1 protein-coding gene is annotated in these 26819 nt (G+C 71.3%); it reads right to left on the bottom strand.

The window, feature by feature from the left end:
• Positions 1-11: 11 nt before the first annotated feature.
• On the bottom strand, positions 12-26807 hold the full coding sequence (locus AB0H93_RS12955) for a type I polyketide synthase (protein WP_358571742.1): 26796 nt from the start codon (positions 26805-26807) through the stop codon (positions 12-14).
• Between the last annotated feature and the right edge of the window lie 12 nt (positions 26808-26819).

Raw genomic sequence — 26819 nt, 5'->3', positions numbered from 1 at the left:
ATCCTTTTCTCTCAGCGGACTTTCGGGCACTCGTCGCGGTGCTCGAAATTCGTGGTGATCCAACCGTCCACGAGCGACGCGGTCTGCTCGGCGTAGCGGTCGATCATGGTGAAGTGGTCTCCCGGAACGAAGAGCACGTGCCGGTCATCGGGCGCGGCGTCGGCGGACAGGTTCCGCGGGAAGTCGGGCGTTTCCCGCTCCGGGTGGACGAACAGCAGCGGAGTGGACACCGGGCCGGGCGTCCAGTCCTCGAACAGCCGCAGGTACGCGCCCATCGCGGTCAGCTGCGCCTGGTCGGTGCGCAGGTTCGGCAGCGTGCCGTCGAGCCGGTGGGCGACCCGGGCCATCTGCGCGAAGCAGCCGCCGCCCGGCGCGGGGCTGTCGAGCAGCACCAGTGCCGCCGGGGCGACGCCTCGCTGTTCCAGCAGTGCGGTGACGGCGTAGGCGAACCAGCCGCCTGACGAATAGCCGACGAGCACGACGGGTTCGCCGCCGGCGCAGTCGAGGACCTTGTCGGACTGGGTCTCGATGGCGGCGGTGAGCGTCGCGGGCAGCGGTTCGTCGTTCTGGTACCCGGGGGTCGGCAGCACCTGGGCCGGCCGCTGGTCGCGGAACACCGACGCGAACCTGGCGAACTGGTAGGGGCTGGTCGGCGCGACGAGGGACGGGAAGCAGATCAGCCCCGGCCCGGTTCCGCCGCGCGTGAGCGGCACGGGCTCCACGGCCGCGCTCGGGTCTCCCGCCTCGAAGGTCGGCCGCAGCCGCGACATGATCTTCAGCAGCTCGATGCCCTCGTCGAACCGGTCCAGGTCGCCGAGCTGCCGGTAGGAGCGGACGAGTTCGTCGTCGACCGGACCGGACTCCTCGCCGGAGCGCTGCTGCGGTGCTGGGGTTTCCAGGGATTCCCGGAGGAAATCGGCCAGTTCGGCGGGGGTGGCGTGGTCGAAGACCAGCGTCGTCGGCAGGTGGCGGCCGGTGGCGGTGGCGAGCCGGTTGCGCAGCTCCACCGCGGTGAGGGAGTCGAAGCCGAGCTCCAGGAACGGCCGGTCCGCGGTGATCGCCCCGGCGTCCGCGTGGCCCAGGACGACGGCGGCGCGGGAGCAGACCAGTTCCAGCAGGGTTCGGCGCTGCTCGGCCTCGGGCAGGCTCGCGAGTCGTTGGAGGAGCGCTTCGCGCTCCGGCCCGTTGCTGCGCCGACCGTCCTGGACACGGCGCCGGATGACCTCGCCGTACAGCGGCGGGAGCGCATCGCCGTGGGACCGGAGGGTCTTGCCGTCGAGGCGGAGCGGCACGAGGTGCGGATCGGGCAGGTCGCGGGCCGCGTCGAAGGCGGCCATGCCGTCATCGGGGCCGAACGGCAGCACGCCGCCGGCGGCCATGCGGTCCCGGTCGGTGCTGGTGAGGTGCTCCGTCATGCCGTTTGTGGTGTCCCACGGGCCCCAGGCGAGGGACTGGGCGGGAAGTCCTTGGGCGTGGCGGTGTCGGGCGAAGGCGTCGAGGAAGGTGTTGGCGGCGGCGTAGTTGGCCTGGCCGGGGTTGCCGAGGATTCCCGCGGCGGACGAGTAGACGGTGAAGAACGCCAGGTCGTGGTGCCGGGTGGCGTGGTGCAGGTGCCATGTCGAGTCCACTTTGGATTTCAGCACTGCGGCGAGTTGTTCGGCGGTCAGCGCGTGGAGGGCGCTGTCGCGGAGTGCGCCGACGGTGTGGACGACGCCGGTCAGCGGGTGCTCGGCGGGGATGCTCTCGATCAGGTCGGTGAGTTGGCGAGGGTCGGTGGTGTCGCAGGCGGTGATGGTGACCTTCGCGCCCAGGGCGGTCAGTTCGTCGCGGAGGTTCTTGGCGTTGGGCGAGGCTGGGCCTTGGCGGCTGGCCAGGAGGAGGTGCGCGGGGTGTTGTGCGGTGAGGTGGCGGGCCATGACGCTGCCGAGTGAGCCGGTGCCGCCGGTGATGAGGATGGTGCCGCGCGGATCGGGCGTGGTGGGGATGGTGAGTGCGAGTTTGCCGGTGTGGCGGGCGTTGCTGAGGTGCCGGAAGGCTTCCGGGGCTTGCCGGATGTCCCACGCGGTCACCGGCAGCGGGCGGATGTGTTCTTGATCGAACAGCGTCGTGAGATCGCCGAGCATGACCTGGAGGTGGGCCGGGTCAACTTCGGTGAGGTCGAAGGCGTGGTAGCGCAGCCCGGGGTGTTCGGCGGGGTCTCGGGGGTCGGTCTTGCCGAGCTCGATGAAGTGCCCGCCGGGTGCGAGCAGCTTCAGCGAAGCGTCGAGGAGGTTTCCGGTGAGGGAGTTGAGGACGACGTCCACGGCGGGGAACCGGGTTGCGAAGTCCGTGGTGCGGGACGAGGCGATGTGGTCCTCGGGGATGCCGAGCTCGCGCAGGAGAGCCCATTTGCTGGGGTGTGCGGTGGCGTAGATGTCGGCGCCGTAGTGCCGGAGGAGCTGGATGGCGGCCATGCCGACACCGCCCGCGGCGGCGTGTACCAGGACCTTCTGCCCGGGTTGGACCTCGGCCAGGCCGTGCAGCGCGTGATATGCGGTGAGGAACACCGCGGGCGTGGCGGCGGCCTGGGCGAACGTCCAGTCCTGCGGTACGCGGGCGAGCAGCCGGTGGTCGGTGATCGCGAGCGGCCCCATCGCGCCGGGCAGGATGCCCCACACCCGGTCGCCGACCCGCAGACCGGTGACGTCGGCGGCGCTCTCAGCGATGACGCCGGCCCCTTCCGCACCGAGCGGCGGGGTGCCGGGGTACATCCCGAGGGCGTTGAGGACGTCGCGGAAGTTCACGCCGACCGCCCGCACCGCGACCCGGACCTGACCGGCTTCCAGCGGTCCTGCGACCTGCGGGAACGAGGCGAGGTGCAGGTTGTCGATGCTGCCGCGCTCGGTCACGTCCAGCCGCCACGCACGCCCCTCGGGCGGGGTGAGGGCCTCCTGGGCGCGGGTCAGGCGCGGCACGAGCATCGCGTCACCCCGGACCGCGAGCTGCCACTCGCCGTGACGCAGCGCCATGCCGACGGCCCGCCCCAGCACATCGTCGAGATCGGCGCCGAGGTCGACGTCGACGAGCAGGATGCGATCCGGGTGCTCGTTCTGCGCCACGCGCAGCAGGCCCCACAGCGGGCCGGTGACCAGGTCCGGAACCTCTCCCGGCTGCGCCGCAACCGCGTTCCGGGTCAGCAGGACCAGCCGGGTCGAGGCGAAATCCTCGCGCGCCAGCCACGACTGCACCAGACCCACGGCCTGCTGAGCCGTGCGCGCCACCGCGCCCGGAACACCGGAGTCGTGCCGCTCGTCGGTGCGGAAGTCGGCGACGACCACATCCGGCACCGGCTGACCGCGGAGCTCGTCCAGGTTCGCGTCCGGTTCGATGCGCACCCACTGCGCTGCGGCGGCTTCCTCCGAGGGACCGTGCGGTAGCCAGGAGAGGCGGAACAGCGGGTCGTTCGCCGGGCCGGTCACCGGGCGCAGGGTCAGCGAGTCGATACCGGCGACGAACCGGCCGCTGTCATCGGCGGTGACGACCTGCAGTGCATCGCCGGTCCGGCGCAGCCGAACACGAAGCCGGGTGGCGCCGCGGCGCGCGCGAACTCCCTTCCACGAGAAGGGCAACCGGAGACCGGTGTCCCAACCGATCAGGAACGCGGTGTGCAGAGCGGCGTCGAGCAGCGCCGGGTGAACGGTCCAGACACCCCGGTGGTCCTCGTCGAGACCGACCTCGGCGTAGAAGTCGTCCCCGTGTTGCCACGCGCTGTGCAGTCCTTGGAACGTGGGCCCGTACTCGAAGCCGTGGTCGGCCAGATCGTCGTAGAGACCGGCGACGTCGACCGGGGTTGCACCGCGCGGCGGCCAGGTCTCGAAGACCGGTTCCTCGTCGGGGGAATCGCCCTGTGCGACGAGCGTTCCCGTGGCGTGGCAGACCCAGTCGTCGTCGGACCGGGAGTGGATCGTGATGGCGTGATGGCCCGACTCGTCGCAGGCGACGACGAGGTTCAGGGTGACCTGATCGTCGCCGGACAGCGTCAACGGGCTCTGCAGGACCAGCTCCTCGACCTCGTGGCCGCCGAGGTCCCCGGCCGCGAGCAGCGCCATCTCGGCGAACACCGTGCCGGGGAGGACCACTCGGCCCTGGACCACGTGCTCGGCCAGCCATGGGTGCGTCCGAGTGGAAACCCTGCCGGTGAACAGGATTTCGCCGGTGCCGGGCACATCGGTGCGGGCGGTGAGCAGCGGATGCCCGGTGGCCGTCAGGCCGAGGTCGTCGGGATCGCCGGCGGACGAGCGCGGCGACAGCCAGAAGTCCTGGTGCTGGAAGGCGTAGGTGGGCAGGTCGATGTGCCGGGGGTTCGGGAAGTGCGGCGTCCAGTCGACGGCGACGTGGTGGGTGTGCGCGAGAGCGACGTTGGCGAGCAGCTGGCGCCCGCTGTCGTGGTCCCGGCGAAGGGTCGTGATGGTGATCGCGTCGGGGTGGTTGATGTGGTGGGTGAGCGTGGGGTGTGGACTGGGTTCGAGGTATACGTGGTGCCCGGTGGTGTGGAGTCGGGTGATGGTGTCGTGGAAGTTCACGGTGGTGGCGAGGTTGGTGTACCAGTAGCCGGCGTCGAGTCCGGTGGTGTCGTGTGCCTCGCCGGTGACGGTGGAGTGGAACGGGATTTCGCTGGTCTGCGGGGTGAGTCCGGCGAGTTGTTCCAAGAGCGGTTGCCGGAGGTCCTGGACGTGGTGGCTGTGGGAGGCGTAGTCAACGGGCAAGATCCGCGACCGGATTCCCCGTTCGCTCAGGGAACGGTGGAGATCGTGGATCGCGTCGGTATCGCCGGAGAGGACGGTGGCGGTGGGGCTGTTGATCGCGGCGACTGAAACGCGTTCCGAGTCGAGGTACGGCGTGAGGTCGTCGACCGAGAGTGCGGCGGAGAGCATGCTGCCGTGTCCGGCGAGGTGGGTGCGGATCAGCTGGGATCGCAGCGCGACGACGCGTGCGGCCTGGTCCAGGTCGAGTGCGCCCGCGATGTGCGCGGCGGCGATCTCACCCTGCGAGTGGCCGACGACGGCGGCGGGTCGCACCCCGTAGGACTGCCAGACCCTGGCCAGGGACACCATGACGGCGAACAGGGCCGGTTGGATGACATCCACCCGTTCCAAGGCGTCGCCGTCGCGGAGCAGGTCGGCCACCGACCAGTCTTGGTACTGCGATAGCGCCTGATCGCATTCGGCCAGAGCTGCGGCGAAGACCGGGTTGGTGTCGAGCAGTTCGCGGCCCATGCCGGGCCATTGGCCGCCTTGCCCGGGGAAGACCATGACGATGCGGTCGGCGCTGCGAGTGGGAATCTGCGTCGGCCGGATGGTGCCCGGTGCCTCGGTGCCGCTGGCGAGATCGGCCAGGTGTTGCAGCAGGTTCTGGCGGTCCTCGCCGAGCAGGACGGCGCGGTGCGAGAAGGCGCTGCGCTTGCTCAGAGCCGCCCCGACATCCACCGGGTCCCAGTCGTCCTGGCCGCTGAGGTGGGTGTGCAGGCGCTTCGCGTGCGCTTCGAGAGCTTCCGGCGTCTTGGCGGAAACCATCCACGGAACCAACGCGCTGCCGACCTCCTGGGTCTCAGCAGAACCATCTCTTGTGGACTCGCCAAGCGATGGCTGTTCCAGGATGACGTGGGCGTTCGTGCCGGAGACGCCGAAGGACGACACGGCGGCCCGGCGAGGCCGGTCGGCATCCGGCCAGGGCTGCGGTCGCGACAGGAGAGCGACGCTGCCGTCGCTCCAGTCGACGTGCGTCGAAGGCGTCTCGGCGTGCAGCGTGGCGGGCAGTTCGTCGTGGTGGAGCGCCTGGACCATCTTGATGATCCCGGCGACGCCTGCGGCGGCCTGGGTGTGACCGATGTTGGACTTCAGCGATCCCAGCCACAGGGGGCGGTCCTTGGTGTGGTGCCGACCGTAGGTGGCGAGAAGTGCCTGGGCCTCGATCGGATCGCCGAGAGCCGTCCCGGTTCCGTGCGCTTCGACGGTGTCGATGTCGCCGGGGGCGAGCCCGGCGTTGGCGAGCGCCTGCTCGATGACGCGTTCCTGGGAAGGCCCGCTGGGGGCGGTCAGGCCGTTGCTGGCGCCGTCCTGGTTGACCGCGCTGCCGCGAACCACCGCCAGGATGCGGTGCCCGTTGCGTTCGGCGTCGGAGAGCCGTTCCAGCACCACCACGCCGACGCCCTCGGAGAACACCGTCCCGTCCGCGCCGGATCCGAACGCCTTGCACTTGCCGTCCCGCGCCACACCCCGCTGGCGGCTGAACTCCAGGAAGATGCCGGGCGTGGCCATCACGGTCGCGCCCCCGGCCAGGGCCAGGCCCGACTCGCCCGACCGCAGCGACTGGCACGCCAGGTGCATCGCCACCAGCGACGACGAGCACGCGGTGTCGACCGTGACCGCCGGGCCTTCCAGGCCGAGCGCGTAGGAGATGCGGCCCGACATGACGCTCGCGGTGTTTCCGGTCGCGACGAATCCCTCGAACTGCTCGTGGTGCTGGCGCAGCACGGCCGCGTAGTCCTGCCCGTTGGTGCCGGTGAACACACCGGCGTTCGCGCCGCGGAGGGAGTAGGGGTCGATTCCGGCGTTCTCGACCGCTTCCCAAGTGGTTTCGAGCAGGAGCCGCTGCTGCGGGTCCATGGCGAGCGCTTCGCGCGGGCTGATGTTGAAGAAGGCCGCGTCGAATCCCGCCGGGTTGTCGAGGAATCCGCCGTGCCGCGAGTACGACTTCCCGACGGCGTCGGGGTCCGGGTCGAAGAGGTCGTCGAGGTTCCAGCCGCGGTTGGTGGGAAAGCCGGTGATCGCGTCGGTGCCGGAACTCACCAGTTCCCACAGGTGCTCCGGCGTGTTCACACCGCCGGGGAAATGGCATGCCATGCCGACGATCGCGATCGGCTCGTCCGCCGCGACCTTCCGCGACGCCACCTGGAAAGTCGACTGTGGACGTTCGGGAACCAGCTGGGACAGGACGAACGTGGCCAGCTGGGCGGGCGTCGGGTGGTCGTAGATGAGCGTGGTGGGGAGGGATACCTGGGTGGTGGCGGTGAGCTGGTTGCGGAGCTGGATCGCGGTGACGGAGTCGTAGCCGAGCTGGTGGAAGGTGTGGTGGGTGGGGATGGCGTTGGGGTCGGGGTGGTTGAGGATCTCGGCGGTGTGGTGGGTGATGTGGTCGAGCAGGTGGGCGTGTCGCTGCTGCTGCGGGAGCCCTTCGAGCTCTTGCCGGAGCGTGTTGGTGGGCCCGGTGCTTTCGGTGGCGGGGGCGAAGTGCGCGAGGAGTGGGCTGGGACGGGTGGCGGTGTAGGCGTCGTGGAACCGGTCCCAGTTGACGTCGGTGATGATCTGCGCGGTGTGCCGGTGGGTGAGGGCGGTGTGGAGGGCGTGCAGGGCGGTCTCGGGCGCCATGGGCTGGATGCCGTGGCGGATGCCGGTGTTGTGGATCTCGCCCATGCCCTGGTCGTGCCACAGGCCCCAGTTGATGCCGATCGTGTTGTGGCGGTGGTGTTCGGCGAACGCGGTGAGGTAGGCGTGCGCGGGTGAGTAGTTGCCCTGCCCGGGGGCGCCGAAGGTGGCGGCGATGGAGGAGAACAGGACGATCAGCGGGTCCTGGCGCCGGGTCAGCTCGTGGAGGTGGGCGGTGCTGTCGATGCGGTGGCGGAGGATGTGGGCGATCTGCTCGGGCCGGATGGTGTTCACGGTGGCGTCGTCGAGGGTGCCCGCGGTGTGGAACACCGCCGACAGCGGGAACTCCTCCGGCACGGATTCGAGCAGCTCCGCCACGGCGGCGCGATCGGTGACGTCGCAGCCGGCGATCGTCACGCGGCTGCCCAGTTCGGCCAGCTCCGCCCGGAGTTCGCGAGCGCCGGGCGCGTTCTCGCCGCGACGGCTGGCGAGCACGATGTTCGGGGCGCCCATCCTGGCTAGCCAGCGCGCCACCTGGCTTCCGATGCCGCCCGTGCCGCCGGTGACCAGGGTGGTGCCGGTCGGCTTCCAGGGCGCGGTGCCGGTGCTGGGCTTGGGGGTGCGGGCGAGCCTTGCGGTGTGGGTGCCGGTGGGCCGGATGGCGGCTTGGTCCTGGGTCCGGTCGTGGAGGAGCGCGGCGAGCCGGGTGGCGGTGCGGTGGTCGGGCGTGCGGGGGAGGTCGATGAGCCCGCCCCAGCGGTGGGGGTGTTCGAGCGCGGTGACGCGGCCGAGCCCCCAGACGGTGCTGTGCGCGGGGTGGGTGAGCGGGTCGTGCGGGCCGGTGGTGACGGCGCCCCGGGTCAGGCACCACAGCGGCGCGGTGACGTCGAGGTCGCCCAGGGCCTGGATGAGGGCCACGGTGGATGTGACCGCGCGAACGGCGGTTTCCGCCGTTGTGTCCTCTGTGGATTCATCGATGGGGGCGGCGAGGAGTGAGATGATCCCGGCCAGTGGTGCGATGTTCTCGAGTTCACGGCGGATGAGCTCCGCGAAGGCGTCGCGGTCGAGCGGCTCGACGGTGTCGAGGACCAGTTCGTGCGCTTGCGCGCCGTGTTCGTTGATCGCGTCGGTCACGACTTGTGCCGCATCGGGCGGCGTGATGACGAGCCAGGTGCCGGTGAGGGTCGCGGCGGGCGGTTCGGGGAGAGCTTCCCAGGTGACGTCGTAGCGCCAGGTGTGGGCTGCGGTGTCGTGCCGTTGTTGGTCGCGCCAGGCGGCGAGCGCGGGCAGCACGTCGCGGAGCGGGGTGGTCTCGTCGATGTCGAGGGCGGCGGCGAGTGCGGTTGCGTCGCGGCTCTCGACGGTTTCCCAGAACCCGGTGTCGTCCTGGTCTTCCGCTGCCGTCGCGTGGTCGGCGGCCGGTTCGAGCCAGAAGCGTCCGCGCTGGAAGGGATACGTGGGGAGCGCGACGCGTTCGCGGCCGGACACGGCCGCTTCCCAGGCGATGGGTGTGCCGTGCGCCCACAGGTGAGCGGCGTTGGTCAGGAGCGTGTCCGTGCTGGGGTGGTCGCGGTGGAGGCTGGTCGCGGTGACGACATCGGCGGCAGTGGTGTTGATGTGGTGCGTGAGCGTGGGCTGCGGGCTGGGCTCCAGGTAGACCCGGTGCCCGGTGGTGTGGAGCCGGGCGATGGTGTCGTGGAAGTTCACGGTGGTGGCGAGGTTGGTGTACCAGTAGTCGGCGTCGAGTCCGGTGGTGTCCAGCACATCGCCGGTGACGGTGGAGTGGAACGGGATTTCGGCGGTTCGCGGAGTGAGCCCGGCGAGTTGCTCCAGGAGCGGCTGCCTGAGGTTCTGGACGTGGTGGCTGTGGGACGCGTAGTCCACGGGCAGCAGCCGCGAACGGACGCCCTCGTCGGTCAGCGTGGCGTGGAGGTGGTGGATGGCGTCGGTGTCGCCGGAGAGCACGGTGGCGGTGGGGCTGTTGATCGCGGCGATCGAGACCCGCTCGTCGAGATAGGGCTTGAGGTCGGCGAGGGACAACGGTGCGGAGAGCATGCTGCCGCGTCCGGCCAGATGCGTGTGGATGAGTTGGGATCGCAGGGCGACGATGCGTGCGCCTTGGTCGAGGTCGAATGCGCCGGCGATGTGTGCGGCGGCGATTTCTCCTTGGGAGTGGCCGACGACGGCCGCCGGCTGAACTCCGAGCGCCTGCCACAGCCGGGCCAGGGAGACCATGACGGCGAACAGCGTCGGTTGGACGATGTCCACGCGATCCAGGGAGGCTCCGTTGCGGAGCAGGTCGGTGACCGACCAGTCCTGGTACCTCGACAGCGCCTGATCGCATTCGGCCATGGCAGCGGCGAACACCGGGCTGGTGTCGAGCAGCTCGCGGCCCATGCCGGACCATTGGCCGCCCTGGCCGGGGAAGACCAGCACCACGCGGTCGGCATCGGCCGCCACGGGGTCCGCGTTGCGCACCAGGCGCGGCGACGATTCGCCACCGGCGAACGCGTGCAGCCGGGTCAGGAACTCGTCGGCGCTGCCGCCGAGCACCACGGCGCGGTATTCGAACGCGGCCCGGGTCGTGGCCAGCGACCACGCCACATCCGATGGATTCCAGTCGTCCTGATCGCGGAGGTAGGTGTGCAGGCGCGCAGCCTGGTCGCCCAGGGCGTCCGGTGTCTTGGCGGAAATCACCCACGGCACCAGCGCATCGCCGAGCCCCTCGGTGGTGTCCACGAACACAGCCTCGCGAGAGTCGTCCTTTGTGGACTCGGCCGTCGGTTGTTCGAGGATGAGGTGCGCATTGGTGCCGGAAACGCCGAAGGAGGAGACGGCGGCGCGGCGTGGCCGGTCCGTTTCCGGCCATGGCTGCTGCTCGGTGAGCAGCGCGAGTGTGCCGCTGCTCCAGTCGATGTGCGGCGATGGTTTGTCGGCGTGCAGCGTGGCGGGCAGCTCGTCGTGGTGAAGGGCCTGGATCATCTTGATGACGCCCGCGACGCCCGCAGCTGCTTGGGTGTGGCCGATGTTGGACTTCAGCGATCCCAGCCACAACGGCCGTTCGGCGCTGTGGTGCTGACCGTAGGTCGCCAGCAGTGCCTGAGCCTCGATCGGATCGCCCAGCGACGTCCCGGTCCCGTGGGCCTCGACGGCGTCCACGTCGGCGGCCGTGAGCCCGGCGTTGGCCAGCGCCTGCAGGATCACGCGTTCCTGCGACGGGCCGTTCGGCGCACTGAGCCCGTTGCTGGTGCCGTCCTGGTTGACCGCGCTACCGCGGATCACGGCCAGGACCTGGTGGCCGTTCCGCTCGGCATCGGAGAGACGCTCCAGCACCACCACGCCGGCGCCTTCGGCCCAGCCGGTGCCGTCGGCGTCGGCGGAGAACGCCTTGCAACGCCCGTCCTGAGCGAGCCCGCGCTGGCGGCTGAACTCGATGAACATCCCGGGCGTAGCCATGATCGTGGCCCCGCCGGCCAGCGCGAGCGCGGATTCGCCCGATCGCAGCGACTGGCAGGCCAGGTGCATCGCCACCAGCGACGACGAGCACGCGGTGTCGACGGTCACCGCCGGGCCCTCCAGACCCAGCAGGTAGGAGATCCGGCCGGAGGCGACGCTGCCCGCGTTGCCGAGGTATCCCTCCGCCTCCGGCGGCGCCTGCCCGGCGAACCGGATCCCGTAGTCCTGGTACATCAGCCCGGTGAAGACGCCGGTGGCACTGGTGCGCAGCCCGGTCGGGTCGATGCCCGCGCGCTCCAACGCCTCCCAGGTGGTCTCCAGCAGGAGTCGTTGCTGCGGGTCCATGGCCAGCGCTTCGCGCGGGCTGATCCCGAAGAACGCCGGGTCGAACTGGTCGGCGTCGTGCAGGAACCCGCCGTGCCGGACGTACGACTTCCCCGACGCGTCGGGGTCCGGATCGAAGATCGCGTCCAGATCCCAGCCGCGGCCGGTGGGGAAACCGGAGATCGCATCGGTGCCCGAAGCCACCAGCTCCCACAGCCGTTCCGGCGAATCCACGCCGCCCGGCAGGCGGCAGGCCATGCCGACCACGGCGATCGGTTCGTCGGCGGCCGCGCGCGTGACCACCACGCGGGAACGGCGGGTGAGCAGCTCGCCGTGCAGGAACGCAGCGAGCGCGCCGGGCGTGGGGTGGTCGAAGACGAGGGTGGTGGGCAGCCGCAGGCCGGTGGCCGCGCCGAGCCGGTTGCGCAGCTCCACCGCGGTGAGCGAGTCGAAGCCGAGCTCTGCGAACGCGCGGTCGGCGGGAATCCCGTCCGGGCTGCCGTGACCGAGCACGGTCGCGACGTTGTCGCGCACCAGGGTCGCGAGGACGCGGATGCCATCCTTTTCGGACATTCCGGCCAGTCGTCCTGCGAGGGAGCGGGAGTTGGTGCCCCGACGCCGGTGCGGAACCAGATCGCCCAGCAGCGGCGGAAGGGTGGACGACCGGGCCAAGGCGCGCAGCGCCCCGGTGTCCAGCCGCAGCGGCACCAACGCAGGCAGTGCCGTCCCGCAGGCCGCGTCGAACAGCCGCATGCCTTCGTCGGGTTCGAGCGGGAGGACACCCGAGCGGACCAGGCGATCCCGGTCGGCGGCGGACAGGTGCTCGGTCATGCTCTGGCTGGTGTTCCACGTGCCCCACGCCAGGGAGCGGGCCGGAGCGCCGTGGGCGACCCGGTGCTGGGCGAGGGCGTCGAGGAAGGCGTTGGCCGCCGCGTAGTTGGCCTGGCCGGGCGCGCCGAAGACCCCGGCTGCGGACGAGAACAGCACGAACATCGCCAGGCCGTGGTCGCGAGTGGCCTGGTGCAGGTGCCACGCGGCGGTGACCTTCGGGGCCAGGACGGCCGCCAGCTGCTCCGGGCGCAGGGCGTGTACCGGCGCGTCGTCGAGGACACCGGCGGTGTGGATGACGCCGGTGAGGGGGTGCTCGGCCGGGACGTTGCCGAGGAGCTCCCGCACGGCATCGGCGTCGGTGAAGTCGCAGGCCGCGATGCTCACGTTCGCTCCCAGGGCCTGCAGCTCGTCGTGGAGCCCGGCCGCTCCCGGCGCGGCCGGGCCCTGCCGGCTCGCCAGGAGCAGGTGCCCGGTGTGCTGGGCGGCGAGGTGGCGGGCGAGGGCGCTGCCGAGGCCCCCGGTGCCGCCCGTGATCAGAATGGTGCCGTTGTCAGGCAGGGCGACATCGTCCTGCGGATCGATGGGCGTCAAGCGCGGAGCGACAATTGTGTTGCCGCGCAAGGCGATCTGCGGTTCGTCGTGCCGCAACGCGGTCGTGATCGCCCGGCGCACCGCGTCGTCACCGAGCCGATCGGTGTCGACGAGCAGGAAGCGGTCCGGGTGCTCGGTCTGCGCTGAGCGCAGCAGCCCCCACAACGCGGCGGTCGCCGGATCAGGAGCTTCGGACTCGTCGACCGCGACCGCGCCACGGGTGAGCAGCACCAGTCGAGCCGCAGTGGTCTCGGCGCGGCTCAGGAAGTCCTGCACCGCTTCGAGGACCTGCAGGGTCAGTCGTTCCACCAGCTCCGGCAGGGCTTCGCCGTCGCTGGAAGCCCGGTGGTCGAGCAGGACGAGCTCCGGGAGTTCGGCGTCGTCGGCCGTTTCGGCCACGGGTGTCCAGGTGACCTGGAACAGGCCGCCCTGTGCTTCGGTCCGCACGGCGGGCAGCGGGCGCAGCGTCAACGACTCGACGGTCGCCACCAGGCGGCCGGTGTCGTCCGCGGTGCTGATCCGGATGGTGTCGGCGCCGGTGCGGGTCATGCGGACACGCGCCGGCGGCGCGCCGTGCTGGTGCAGGCGCACACCGGACCAGGAGTAAGGCACTCGGGGCTCGGCGTCTTCGGCTTGGCCGACGAACGCGGTGTGGAGGGCGGCGTCGAGCAGGGCCGGATGGACCGCCCACTCGCCCGCGCTTCGGAGGGCGTCGGCCCCGACTTCGGCGTAGACGCGATCGCCGAGCTGCCAGGCGGTGTGGAGCCCTTGGAACGCCGGGCCGTAGTCGAAGCCGTGCTCGGACACTGCATCGTAGAGATCGCCGACGTCAATCGGCGTCGCGCCCGGCGGTGGCCACGCGGTGAACGCGTCTTCTTCGTCGGCGAGCGCATTTTCGAGAAGCACGCCCGTGGCATGACGTGTCCAGGAACCGTCGCTCTCGTCCCTCGAATGCAGGCTCAATGCGGGCTCGCCGGACGCGATGGTCAGATGCACGGTGAGCCGGCCGTCCACGGGCAGCACGAGCGGAGCGTGGAGGGTGAGCTCCTCGACGCCCTCGTATCCGAGTTGCGCGGCGGCATGCAGCGCCATGTCGAGGAACGCCGTGCCGGGGAGCAGGACCGTCCCATTCACCGCGTGATCGGCCAGCCACGGGTGCGTGTCGAGCGAGACGCTCCCGGTGAACACGGTCTCCCCGGTGTCCGGCATCTCCGTCCGCGCGGCGAGCAGCGGGTGGCCCGTGCCCGTCAGCCCCAGCTGCGCCGGTTCGCCCGCGGCGCTGGGCACGGTCAGCCAGAAGTCCTCGCGCTGGAACGGATACGTGGGGAGCGCGATGTGCCGCTCGGTGGGCAGGACCTCGGCCCAGGCGATCGGCGTGCCGTGGGTCCAGAGGCGGGCGGCGTTGGCCAACAGGGTGTCGATGTCGGACCGGTCGCGCTGCAGGGTGTTCGCGGTGATCGCGTCGGGGTGGTCGATGTGGTGGGTGAGCGTGGGGTGCGGGCTCGGTTCGAGGTAGACCTGGTGCCCGGCGGCGTTCAGCCGGGTGATGGTGCGGTGGAACTCGACGGTGGTGGCGAGGTTGGTGTACCAGTACTCGGCGCCGAGTCCGGTGGTGTCCAGCACGTCGCCGGTGACGGTGGAGTAGAACGGGATCTCGCTGGCCTGCGGGGTGAGTCCGGCCAGCTTTTCCAGCAGGTGCTGTTGCAGGGTGTGCACGTGGTGGCTGTGCGAGGCGTAGTCCACCGGTAGCAGCCGCGCTCGAATGCCCTGTTCGATCAGCACCTGGTGGAGGCGGCGGATGGCGTCGGTGTCGCCGGAGAGCACGGTCGCGGTCGGGCCGTTGATCGCCGCGACCGAGACCCGCTCCGAGTCGAGGTACGGCTTGAGGCCGTCGACGGACAGTGCGGCGGAGAGCATGCTGCCGTGTCCGGCGAGGTGCGTGTTGATCAGCTGCGACCGCAACGCGATCACCCGGGCGGCCTGGTCGAGATCGAGTGCGCCCGCGAGGTGCGCGGCGGCGATCTCTCCTTGGGAATGGCCGACGACGGCGGCGGGCCGGACCCCGTAGGACTGCCACACCCGGGCCAGCGACACCATGACGGCGAACAACGCGGGCTGGATGACATCCACCCGTTCCAGCTCGTCCCGGCTGCGGAGCAGCTCTGCGACCGACCAGTCCTGGTATCGCGATAGCGCTTGGTCGCACTCGTCGAGGGCGGCGGTGAAAACGGGATTGGTGTCGAGCAGTCCGCGGCCCATGCCGGGCCATTGGCCGCCCTGCCCGGGGAGGACCAGCACCACGCGGTCCGGGTCCGCTGTCGTGCCCCCGGTGCGTCGGACGATCCGGGGGGAGTCGCTGCCGCGGGCCAGGGTGTGGAGCTCGGCCAGCAGCTCGTCACGGCCGCACCCGAGGATCACGGCTCGGTGTTCGAGCGCGGCACGGGTGGTGGCCAGTGACCATGCCACGTTCGACGGCGTCCAGCCGGAATCGAGCACCAGGTGGCTGTGCAGTCGTTCTGCTTGCGCTGCAAGCGCTTCCGTGCTTCTGGCGGAGATCACCCACGGAACGACGTCGTCGCCGGCGCGATCCACCACCGTGATCTCGGGCGAACCGGATTCTGGATTGTCCTGTGTGGACTCTTGTTGTTCGAGGATGAGGTGTGCGTTGGTGCCGGAGACGCCGAAGGCGGAGACGGCGGCGCGCCGTGGCCGGTCGGTTTCCGGCCAGGGCTGGGGTTCGGTGAGCAGTGCGAGCGTGCCGCTGGTCCAGTCGATGTGCGGCGATGGCTCGTCGGCGTGCAGGGTCGCGGGCAGTTCGCGGTGCTGGAGCGCCTGGACCATTTTGATGACGCCGGCGACGCCTGCGGCGGCTTGGGTGTGGCCGATGTTGGACTTCAGCGATCCCAGCCACAACGGGCGTTCGGTGGTGTGGTGCTGTCCGTAGGTGGCGAGGAGTGCCTGGGCTTCGATGGGGTCGCCGAGCGAGGTCCCGGTGCCGTGGGCCTCGACCACGTCGATGTCGGATGGGGTGAGCCCCGCGTTCGCGAGTGCCTGGTGGATGACGCGTTCCTGCGACGGCCCGTTGGGTGCGGTGAGGCCGTTGCTGGCGCCGTCCTGGTTGACCGCGCTGCCGCGGATCACGGCCAGGACGTGATGCCCGTTGCGCTTGGCGTCCGACAGGCGTTCCAGCACGATGACGCCGGCGCCTTCGGCCCAGCCGGTGCCGTCGGCGTTGGCGGAGAATGCTTTGCAGCGGCCGTCTTTTGCCAGGCCGCGTTGGCGGCTGAATTCGATGAAGATTCCGGGCGATGCCATGACGGTGACTCCGCCTGCCAGGGCGAGCGTCGATTCGCCGGATCGCAGTGACTGGCAGGCGAGGTGCATGGCGACCAGGGAGGACGAGCAGGCGGTGTCCACGGTGACCGCCGGGCCCTCCAGCCCGAAGGTGTAGGAAATGCGTCCGGAGGCGACGCTGCCCGCGCTGCCGTTGCCGAGGAACCCTTCCAGCTCCCCGAGCGAACGACCGGCCAGCCGGGTGGCGTAGTCCTGGTACATCATGCCCAGGAACACCCCGGCGCTGGTGCCGCGCAGCGCCTCGGGGTCGATCCCGGCGCGTTCGAGCGCTTCCCAGGTGGTCTCCAGCAGCAGCCGCTGCTGCGGGTCCATCGCCAGCGCTTCGCGCGGGCTGATCCCGAAGAACGCGGCGTCGAAAGCCGCCGGGGAGCCCAGGAATCCACCGTGCCGGGCGTAGGACTTCCCGACCGCGCCCGGGTCCGGGTCGAAGAGGTCGTCCAGGTTCCAGCCGCGGTCGGCGGGGAATCCGGTGACGGCGTCGGTGCCGGAGCTCACCAGCTCCCACAGCTCGTCCGGCGAGTTCACGTTCCCGGGGAGCCGGCACGCCATGCCGACGATCGCGACCGGTTCGGCATCGGAGCCCCGGGACGCGACGACGGTGCGCCGGGTGCCCGCGTTCGTCAGGACGCCCCGGATGTGCTCGGCCAGCCGGGCGGGAGTCGGGTGGTCGAAGACGGCGGTGGTCGGCAGGCTCAGCCCGGTGGCGGCCATGAGGCGGCTGCGCAGCTCGACGGCGGTGAGCGAGTCGAAGCCCAGCTCCAGGAACTGCTTGTCGCCCGGGATGTCCTGGCTCCCGCCGTGGCCGAGCACGGCGGCGGCCTGGCCGCGCACGAGATCCAGCACCGCGCGTGCCCGCTCCTGCTCCGGCAGGTTCGCCAGCCGGTGGATGGGCGCTTCCGGCTTCCGGCGCCGCTGCGGGACCAGCTCCTGCAACAGCGGCGGAATGCCTTGGGTTCGGGCGTGGGCGCGCAGGCTCGTCATGTCCAGCCCGAGCGGCACGAGGTAGGGCAGCGGCGTGCGGCACGCGTGGTCGAACAGGCGAAGCCCCTCATCGAGGTCGAATGCCCGCAGGCCCGTGCGTTCCGATGCGGTCCGGTCAAGCTGCCCCACCATGCCCTCCGGTGAGGCCCACGCACCCCACGCGAGGGACTGAGCCGGAAGGCCGTGGGCCCACCGGTATTCGGCGAGTGCGTCGAGGAAGGCGTTCGCGGCGGCGTAGTTCGCCTGCCCCGGGTTCCCGAGCACAGCGCCAGCGGAGGAGAACAGCACGAAGAGAGCGAGATCATGGCCGAGCGTGGCCCGGTGCAGGTTCCACGCGGCGTCCACCTTGGGCCGCAGCACCGCGGTCAACTGCTCCTCGCGCAGGGTGTGGATAGGCGCGTCGTCGAGCACGCCCGCCGTGTGGATGACGCCGGTCAGCGGCTCATCGGCAGGGATGCCGTCCAGGAGCCGCTGCAGGGCCTCGGGATCGGTGACATCGCAGGCCACGATGTCGGCCGCCGCGCCCAGCTCGCGGCCGAGCGCCTCGGCTCCGGGGGCGGCGGGGCCCTGCCTGCTGACGAGCAGCAGCCGCCCGGTGTGCCGGGCGGCCAGGTGCCGGGCCAGGGCGCTGCCGAGGGCACCTGTGCCGCCGGTGATGAGGATCGTGCCGTTCGGGTCCGGCGCGGCCGCCTCAGTGGGCTCCGGCGCGGGCCGCAAGCGCGGCACGAACATCGCACCGTCGCGGACCGCGATCTGCGGCTCGTCCTGGTGCAGCGCGTCGGAGATCGCCTGCTCGATGGCCTCGTTCTCCGTCGTGGCTTCCACGTCGAGAAGGAGGATGCGTCCGGGGTGTTCGTTCTGCGCCGGGCGCAAGAGGCCCCACACGGCCGCCGCGGCCGGATCCGGGACGTCACCCGGGCGCACCGCCACCGCGCCCTCGGTGAGCAGCGCGAGGCGGTTGGACGACTCCCGAGCGAGCCACGACTGCACTTGCGCGAGCGCCTCGTGCGTCAATCGCATTGCAGCACAAGCCAGATCGTCGTCCGTCGACCGGAAGTCCAGGACCACGACCTCGGAATCCAGGGCCAACGCGTCGCCGGGGCGAAGGAACGTGCACCGCTGGCTCGCGGCGGTGGAGTTCCACGTGCGCGGGGACCAGGCGAGCTGGAAAAGGCTGCCCTGCCGGTCGGGATCGACCGGCATCGTCAGCTGCCGCAGGGCCAGGGATTCGATCGCGGCGACGGGTTGCCCGGTTTCGTCGGCGAGGTCGACGCGCAGGCTTTCGGGACCGGTGCGACGCAGGTGCACGCGCAGCCGCGAGGCGCCGCCGTGGTGGAAGCGGACGCCGCTCCAGGAGAAGGGCAGTGCGCCTTCACCGTCCTCGGCGAGGAACGAGGTGTGCAGGGCCGCGTCCAGCAGCGCCGGGTGGGCGCCCCACGTGCCCGTGCCTTGGTCCTCCGGAAGCACGACCTCGGAGTAGAGGTCGTCGCCGAGCCGCCAGGCGGCGTGGAGACCCTGGAAGGCGGGGCCGTAGTCGAAGCCGAGGTCGGCGAGGCGGTCGTAGAGGTCGCCGACGTCGATCGGCTCCGCCTCCGCCGGCGGCCAGTTGGTGAGGTCCGGTTCCGGCGCCGGGCCGATCACACCGAGGGTTCCGGCGGCGTGGCTGGTCCACGGCCCGTCGTCGCGGCGCGAGAACACGTTCAGCGCGGAACGGCCGGTGTCGCCGTCCGGTTTGACGGTCAGGCGCAGCGTGACGTGGTCGTGCCGGGGGAGCGGGAGTGCAGTGTGGACGGTGAGGTCTTCGAGCTCCTGGTCCAGTTCCGCAGCGGCGTGGACGGCCATGTCGAGGAAGGCCGTGCCGGGCAGCAGCACGATGCCCTGCACGGCGTGGTCGGCCAGCCAGGGGTGGGTGTCGAGCGAGACCCGCCCGGTGAAGACGATCTCGTCGGTGTCCGGCAACTCGACCCGGGCCGGGAGCAGCGGGTGCGCCGCGGCGGTCATGCCCAGGTGTTCCGCCGCGCCACCGGGCGGCGCTTCCAGCCAGAAGCGCTGGCGTTGGAAGGCGTAGGTGGGCAGGTCGAGGATCCGGCCTTGCGGCACCAGCGCCGCCCAGCGGGGCGACAGGCCGGTGGTGTGGGCGCGGGCGAGGGCGTCGAGGTACGCGGTGGTGTCGTCGGTGCCGGCCTGCAGGGTGGGGTGTGCGGGCGTGTCGAGAGCGGACCGGGCGAGGGTGGTGAGGGTGGCGTCGGGCCCCAGCTCCAGGTGGTGCGTGACGGCGTGGTTCTCGTGCAGCCAGGTGAGCGCGGGGTGGAAGCGGACCGGCCGGCGGATCTGGCTGGCCCAGTAGCCCGGGGTGGCGATGTCGTCGGTGGGGGTCCCGGTGACGGTCGAGATGATCGGGATCGCGGGCGGGTGGTAGGTCAGCTGCTCGGCGATCCGCGCCAGCTCGTCGACGAGCGGATCGCAGTGCGCGGAGTGGAACGCCCGGCTGGTGTGCAGTTCCCGGACCGTGCGGCCCCGGCCGCGCCAGTGGTCGGCGATGGCCCGCACCGGGCCGGGGTCGCCGGAGACGACGGTGGACCGGGGCGCGTTGATCGCGGCGATGCCGACGCCGCTGCGCGGGTCGAGGAGCTCGGGATGCGCCTCGGTGAGCTCGTCCTCACCGGCCTGGATCCCGGCCATCACACCGGTGTCGGGCAGGGTGTGCATCAGCCGGGCCCGCCCGGCCAGCAGCGCCGCCGCGTCCGGCAGGGAGAACACCCCGGCCAGGTGGGCGGCGGTCAGCTCGCCGACGGAATGGCCGATGAGGTGGTCCGGGGTGATGCCGTGGTGTTCCAGCAACCGGAACAGCGCCACCTGCAGCACGAACAACGCGGGCTGCGCGACGAGCGTCTGCTCGACCTCGTCGTCCCGGCCGTGGAACACGATCTCCGACAGCGGCCGGTCCAGCCCCAGCAGCGGGTCCAGGTGCGCGCACGCCTCGTCCCAGGCCTGCGCGAACACCGGGAACGCCTCGTGCAGCCCACGGCCCATGCCGGGCCGCTGGCTTCCCTGACCGGACAACAACATCGCGGCGCTCGGATCGCCCATCGCGATACCGCGCACGACACCGGGGTCCTCCCCGGCGCGGGCGATGGACTCCAGTCCGGCCAGCAATGCCTCGCGGTCGCCGCCCAGGACCGCGGCCCGGCAGTCGAAGCTCGCCCGCGAGCTCAGCGACGAGCCGACCGCCTGCGGTGTCCAGTCGGCGTCCTGCCGGAGGCGAGCGAGCAGCCGCGCTGCCTGTTCCTGAAGCGCTTCGGTGCTCTGCGCGGAGACGATCCACGGAACAGCAACCGGCGATTCGTCCTTTGTGGACTCTTCTTGCGGCGCCTGCTCGATGATGAGATGGGCGTTGGTGCCGGAGACGCCGAAGGAGGACACGGCGGCGCGGCGAGGCTGGTCGCCTTCGGGCCACGGCTGCGCTTCGGTGAGCAGCGCGACGCTGCCACTGCTCCAGTCGACGTGTGGTGACGGTTCGTCGGCGTGCAGCGTGGCGGGCAGTTCTTCGTGGTGCAGCGCCTGGATCATCTTGATGACACCCGCGACGCCCGCGGCCGCCTGGCTGTGGCCGATGTTGGACTTCAGCGACCCCAGCCACAAGGGCTTCTCGGCGGTGTGGTGCTGTCCGTAGGTCGCCAGCACGGCTTGGGCCTCGACGGGGTCGCCCAACGACGTCCCGGTGCCGTGCGCTTCGACCACGTCGACGTCGGCCGGGCGGAGCCCCGCGTTGGCCAGCGCCTGCAGGATCACGCGTTCCTGCGAGGGCCCGTTGGGTGCGGTGAGCCCGTTGCTCGCGCCGTCCTGGTTCACCGCGCTGCCGCGCACCAGCGCCAGCACGCGGTGGCCGTTTCGCCGAGCGTCGGAGAGCCGCTCCAGCACCACCACGCCTGCGCCTTCGGCCCAGCTCGTCCCGTCCGCAGCTGCGGAGAAGGACTTGCAGCGGCCGTCCTGCGCGAGCCCGCGCTGACGGCTGAACTCCACGAACACCGTGGGCGTGGACATGACCGTGGCGCCGCCTGCCAGGGCGAGCGTCGATTCGCCGGCGCGGAGGGACTGGCAGGCCAGGTGGATCGTGACGAGCGACGACGAGCAGGCGGTGTCGACGGTGATGGCGGGGCCCTGCAGCCCGAAGGTGTAGGCGATGCGGCCGGAGGCGATGCTGCCTGCGCTGCCGTTGCCCACGTAGCCCTCGAACTCCGGCGGGATGTGGTGGACCAGCCGGGCCCCGTAGTCCTGGTACATGATCCCGGTGAACACGCCGGTGCTGGTGGCGCGGAGGGCTCGTGGGTCGATGCCCGCGTGTTCGAGCGCTTCCCACGACGTTTCGAGCAGCAGCCGCTGCTGCGGGTCGATCGCGGCCGCCTCGCGGGGGCTGATGTTGAAGGGCGCGGGGTCGAACTGGTCGGCCTCGTGGAGGAATCCGCCGTGGCGGGTGTAGCTGGTGCCGGGGTTGTCCGGGTCGGGGTCGAAGAGGGTGGCGAGGTTCCAGCCGCGGTTGGTGGGGAAGCCGGTGATGGCGTCGGTGCCGGCGGCGACCAGCTGCCACAGCTCGTCCGGCGAGTGCACGCCGCCGGGCAGGCGGCACGCCATGCCGACGATCGCGATGGGCTCGTCGGTGGCGGCGGTGCGGGCGGGCGCGGCGGCGGCCTGCTGAGCCCGGGGGAGGAGTTGGCGGTCGAGGTAGGTGGCGAGCGCGTCCGGGGTGGGGTGGTCGAAGGCGAGGGTGGTGGGGAGTTGCAGGCCGGAGGCGGTGGCGAGCCGGTTGCGCAGTTCGACCGAGGTGAGGGAGTCGAACCCGAGGTCCAGGAACGGGCCGTCGGCGGGAATCGCGGCCGCACCGTCATGGCCCAGCACCGCCGCCGCCTGGGTCCGGACCAGATCCAGCAGGGCCTTGTGCCGCTGCCGGTCGGGCATGGCCGCGAGCTGCTGGGTGAGGGCGCCGGATTGGCCGGAGTTGCGCCGGGACACCAGTTCGCTGAACAGCGGCGGGAGGGAAGCCGAGCGCGAGTAGCGCCTGAGCGCCGCGCGGTCCAGGTCCAGGGGCACAGGATTCGGCCGCGCAGAACGCAGTGCGCCGTCGAACAGCGCGAGACCGTCGGCCTCCGCCAGCGGCATGACGCCCGCGCGGGTGAGGCGTTCCACGTCGCCCCGGTCCAGGCCGCTCGTCATGCCGTCGCTGGTGTTCCAGGGGCCCCAGGCGAGGGAATGCGCGGGTTGGCCGTTGGCATGGCGGTGTTGGGCCAGCGCGTCGAGGAAGGTGTTGGCGGCGGCGTAGTTGGCCTGGCCGGGGTTGCCGAAGATCCCCGCGATGGACGAGTAGAGGACGAAGAACGCCAGGTCGTGGTGCTGCGTGGCGAGGTGGAGGTGCCAGGCGGAGTCCACTTTGGATTTGAGAACGGCGGCGAGCTGTTCAGGCGTGAGCGCGTGGACTGGGCTGTCGTCGAGAACTCCGGCGGTGTGGACGACACCGATCAACGGGCGTTCGGCGGAGATGTCGCCGATCAGTGCGGAGAGCTGCTGCGGGTCGGTGACGTCGCAGGCGGCGATGGTGACCGCTGCACCGAGTTCGTCCTGAAGTGCTTGGGCGTTGGGGGCGGCCGGTCCTTGGCGGCTGGCCAGGAGGAGGTGGCAGTCGGGGTGCTGTGCGGCGAGGTGCCGGGCCAGTGCGCCGCCGAGGGCACCGGTGCCGCCGGTGATGAGCACGGTCCCGCCGGAGAGCTCCACCGCTCCGGTCGTCGGCGCCGAGGCCGTCAGCCGCGGCACGAACACCACGTCGCCTCGCGCGGCGAGCTGCGGTTCGTCGTGGCTCACGGCCATGGCGATCAACCGCTCGACGGTGCCGGCGTCGGCGCCGGAATCGACGTCGACCAGCAGGATCCGGCCCGGGTGCTCGGACTGGGCGGACCGCAGCAGCCCCCACAGCGGCGCGGTCGCCAGATCCGGGGCCTCGTCGGCGCTGACGGCGACCGCACGATCGGTGAGCACCACCAGCAGCTCACCGACCGTTTCGCCCTCGCGCAGCCAGTTCTGGACGCGGATCAGCAGCTCGTCGGCCAGCCGCCCGGCCACCGCCGGGATGTCTTCGTCCGCGTCGGCCCCGGCACTCCGGTAGTCGAGCAGCACGACATCGGCGTCGAGATCGGCCGCCCGGTCGTCGCCGATCGGCAGCCAGTCGAGCTCGAACAGGCGGCCCGACTCGGCGCGCCGGGGCGCCCCGGCCAGCGGCCGCAGGGTCAGCGACTCGACCTCCACCACCGGATGCCCGGACTCGTCCGCGGCCGTGATCCGCACCGCGTCGGCGCCGGTGCGGGACGTCCGCACCCGCAGTCGCGACGGGCACCGGCCGTGCAGCCGGACGTCCGCCCACGAGAACGGCAGCCGGATCCGGTCGTCGTCGCCGCTCCAGTCCAGCAGGAACGTGGTGTGCAGGACCCCATCGAACAGCGCCGGGTGCACCGCCCACTCCCGGGTGTCGTGCTGCTCGGAGAGCCCGATCTCGGCGAAGACCTCGCCATCGCGTTCCCAGGCGGCGTGGAGCCCCCGGAAGGCCGGGCCGTAGTCGAAGCCGAGGTCGGCCAGCCGGTCGTAGAGGTCGGCGGTGTCAACGGGAATCGCGCCTTCCGGCGGCCACGATGCGAACGCGTCGTCCGCGTGCGGGACGTCGTCGGGCACGAGGGTGCCGGTGGCGTGGCGCGTCCAGAACTCCTCGGGATGCACCTCGTCGGCCGAGACGTCCTGCGACCGGCAGTAGAGGGTGAACGTCCGCTGGCCGGAGTCGCCGTCGGCGGTGATGGCCATGTGCAGCGCGACGTGCCCGTGGTCGGGCAGCGCGAGCGGCGCGTGGATGCTCAGGTCGGCGAGCCGGCACTCGACCTGAGCGGCGGCGTGGAGGGCCATGTCGAGGAACGCGGTCCCGGGGAGCAGGACGTTGTTCTGGACGGTGTGGTCGGCGAGCCAGGGGTGGGCGTCGAGCGAGATCCGCCCGGTGAGGATGGTTTCGCCGGTGTGGGGCGTGGTGATCCGTGCGGTGAGGAAGGGATGGCCGGTGGTGGCCATGCCGAGTTGTTCGGGTCGTTCGGTGGTCGGCGGGTTGAGCCAGAAGCGCTGGCGCTGGAACGCGTAGGTCGGCAGGTCGAGCGTCCGGGCCGGTGGCAGGAGCGCGGCCCAGTCGGGGCTGAGCCCGGTGGTGTGCGCGCTGACGAGCGCGGTGACGTACGCGGTGGCGTCGTCGGTGCCGGGATTCAGCGTGGCGTAGCCCGGTGTGTCGTGGGTGGTGCCCGCCAGGGTGGTCAGGGTGGTGTCGGGCCCCAGTTCCAGGTGATGGGTGACGCCGTGGTTCTGGTGGAGCCAGGCGAGAGCGGGCGCGAAGCGCACGGCCTCGCGCACCTGCCGGGCCCAGTAGGCGGGCGTCGCGATCTCGTCGGTGACGGTCCCGGTGACGGTCGAGATGATCGGGACCTTCGGCGGGTGGTAGGTCAGCTGGTCGGCGGTCCGTTCCAGCTCGTCGAGGATCTGCTCGCAGTGCGGTGAGTGGAAGGCGCGGCTGGTGTGCAGCTCTCGGGTGGTGCGGCCCTGGTTCCGCCAGTGTTCGGTGATGGCTCGCACCGGGTCTGGGTCTCCCGAGACCACTGTGGACTGCGGACTGTTGATCGCGGCGATGGACACACCGCTCTGCGGGTCCAGGAGCTCGGGATGAGCGTCGGTGAGCTCGCGTTCGCCGGCTTGGATGCTGGCCATGACGCCGTGTGCGGGGAGGCTTTGCATCAGGCGGGCGCGGGCGGCTAGGAGTGACGCAGCGTCGGGGAGGGTGAGTACGCCTGCGAAGTGGGCGGCGGTGAGTTCGCCGATGGAGTGGCCGATGAGGTAGTCGGGTCTGATGCCGTGGTGTTCGAGCAGTCGGAACAGGGCGATCTGCAGTGCGAAAAGCGCAGGTTGCGCGACGAGCGTCTGCTGAACCTCGGTGTCCTGGCCGTGGAACACGATGTCGGTGAGCGGCCGGTCCAAGCCCAGCAGCGGGTCCAAGTGCCCGCAGGCTTCGTCCCAGGCTTGCGCGAATACCGGGTACGCCTCGTACAGGCCGTGTCCCATGCCGGGGCGCTGGCTGCCCTGCCCGGAAAGGAGCATGGCCACGCGGCTGCGGCGGCTGCTCGCCAGGCCGCGGACGATCCCGTCCCGTCCCCGAGCCAGATCATCGAGACCGGACAGCAGTTCCCGGCGATCACCGACGATCGCAGCTCGGTGCGGGAAGTGGGTGCGAGCGGTGGCCAGCGACCACGCCACCTCGGCAGGCGCCCAGTCATCCCTTTCGCCGAGTTCGGAAAGCAGGCGTTCTGCTTGCGATGCAAGAGCTTCCGATGCCTTCGCGGAGATCACCCACGGCACCGGTCCGTCTGCGTTCCCTCCGGTGATCTCGGTGTCCTGTGTGGACTCTTCTGGTGGTGCCTGTTCAAGAACGAGGTGGGCGTTGGTGCCGGAGACGCCGAAGGAGGAGACGGCGGCGCGGCGCGGGCGCTCGGCCTCGGGCCACGCCTGCGGCTCGGTGAGCAGCGCGAGGCTGCCGCTGCTCCAGTCGACGTGGGGAGAGGGCTCCTCGGCGTGCAGGGTGGAAGGCAGCCGACCGTGCTGGAGGGCCTGCACCATCTTGATGACGCCCGCCACCCCGGACGCGGCCTGGGTGTGGCCGATGTTGGACTTCAACGATGCCAGCCACACCGGCCGCTCGGAACTGTGGTGCTGGCCGTAGGTCGCCAGCAGCGCCTGCGCCTCGATGGGATCGCCCAACGACGTCCCGGTGCCGTGGGCCTCCACGGCGTCGACATCGGCCGGGGTGAGTCCGGCGTTGGCCAGCGCTTGCAGGATCACGCGTTCCTGCGACGGCCCATTGGGCGCGGTCAGACCGTTGCTGGCGCCATCCTGGTTGACCGCGCTCCCGCGGATCACGGCCAGCACGCGGTGGCCGTTTCGCACGGCCTCCGACAGCCGCTCCAGCACGACGATACCGACGCCCTCGGCCCAGCTCGTTCCGTCGGCGTCGGCGGAGAACGCCTTGCAGCGCCCGTCCTGCGCCAGCCCGCGCTGGCGGCTGAACTCGATGAACGGGGTCGGCGTCGCCATGATCGTGACGCCACCCGCCAGCGCGAGGGTCGATTCGCCCGACCGCAGCGACTGGCACGCCAGGTGCATCGCCACCAGCGACGACGAGCACGCGGTGTCCACTGTGACCGCCGGGCCTTCCAGCCCGAGGGTGTAGGACACGCGGCCGGACGCGATGCTGCCCGCGCTGCCGTGGCCGAGGTACCCCTCGAACTCCTCCGGGATGCACAGCGCGAGGCGACCGCCGTAATCCTGGTAGTTCACGCCTGCGAACACACCGGTCCGGCTGCCCTGCAGCGCCGCCGGCGCGATCCCGGCGTGCTCCAGTGCCTCCCACGACGTCTCCAGCAGCAGCCGCTGCTGCGGGTCGATCGCCACTGCCTCGCGGGGGCTGATGCCGAAGAACGCCGCGTCGAATTCGTCCGCCTCGTGCAGGAAGCCGCCGTGGCGGGCGTAGGACTTCCCGGCGGCATCGGGATCGGGGTCGAACAGCGCGTCCAGGTCCCAGCCGCGGTTGACCGGGAAGCCGGAGATCGCGTCCGCGCCGGAGCTCACCAGCCGCCAGAGCTGCTCCGGTGAGCGGACGCCGCCCGGCAGCCGGCACGCCATGCCGACGATCGCCACCGGTTCCTTGGCCGCCGCTGTGACCTGCTGGTGCCGTTGGCGCAGCGACTCGTTCTCCTTGAGCGACAGCCGCAGCGCTTCGACGAGCTTGTCCCGTGAGGTTTCCATTTCGGTCCCTTG

The organism is Saccharopolyspora sp. NPDC050642 (genome assembly GCF_040654735.1).
GTDB classification, from domain to species: domain Bacteria; phylum Actinomycetota; class Actinomycetes; order Mycobacteriales; family Pseudonocardiaceae; genus Saccharopolyspora; species Saccharopolyspora elongata.
Note: the sequence above shows the minus strand (reverse complement) of the source record. Positions and strands in the feature narration are given on the sequence as shown.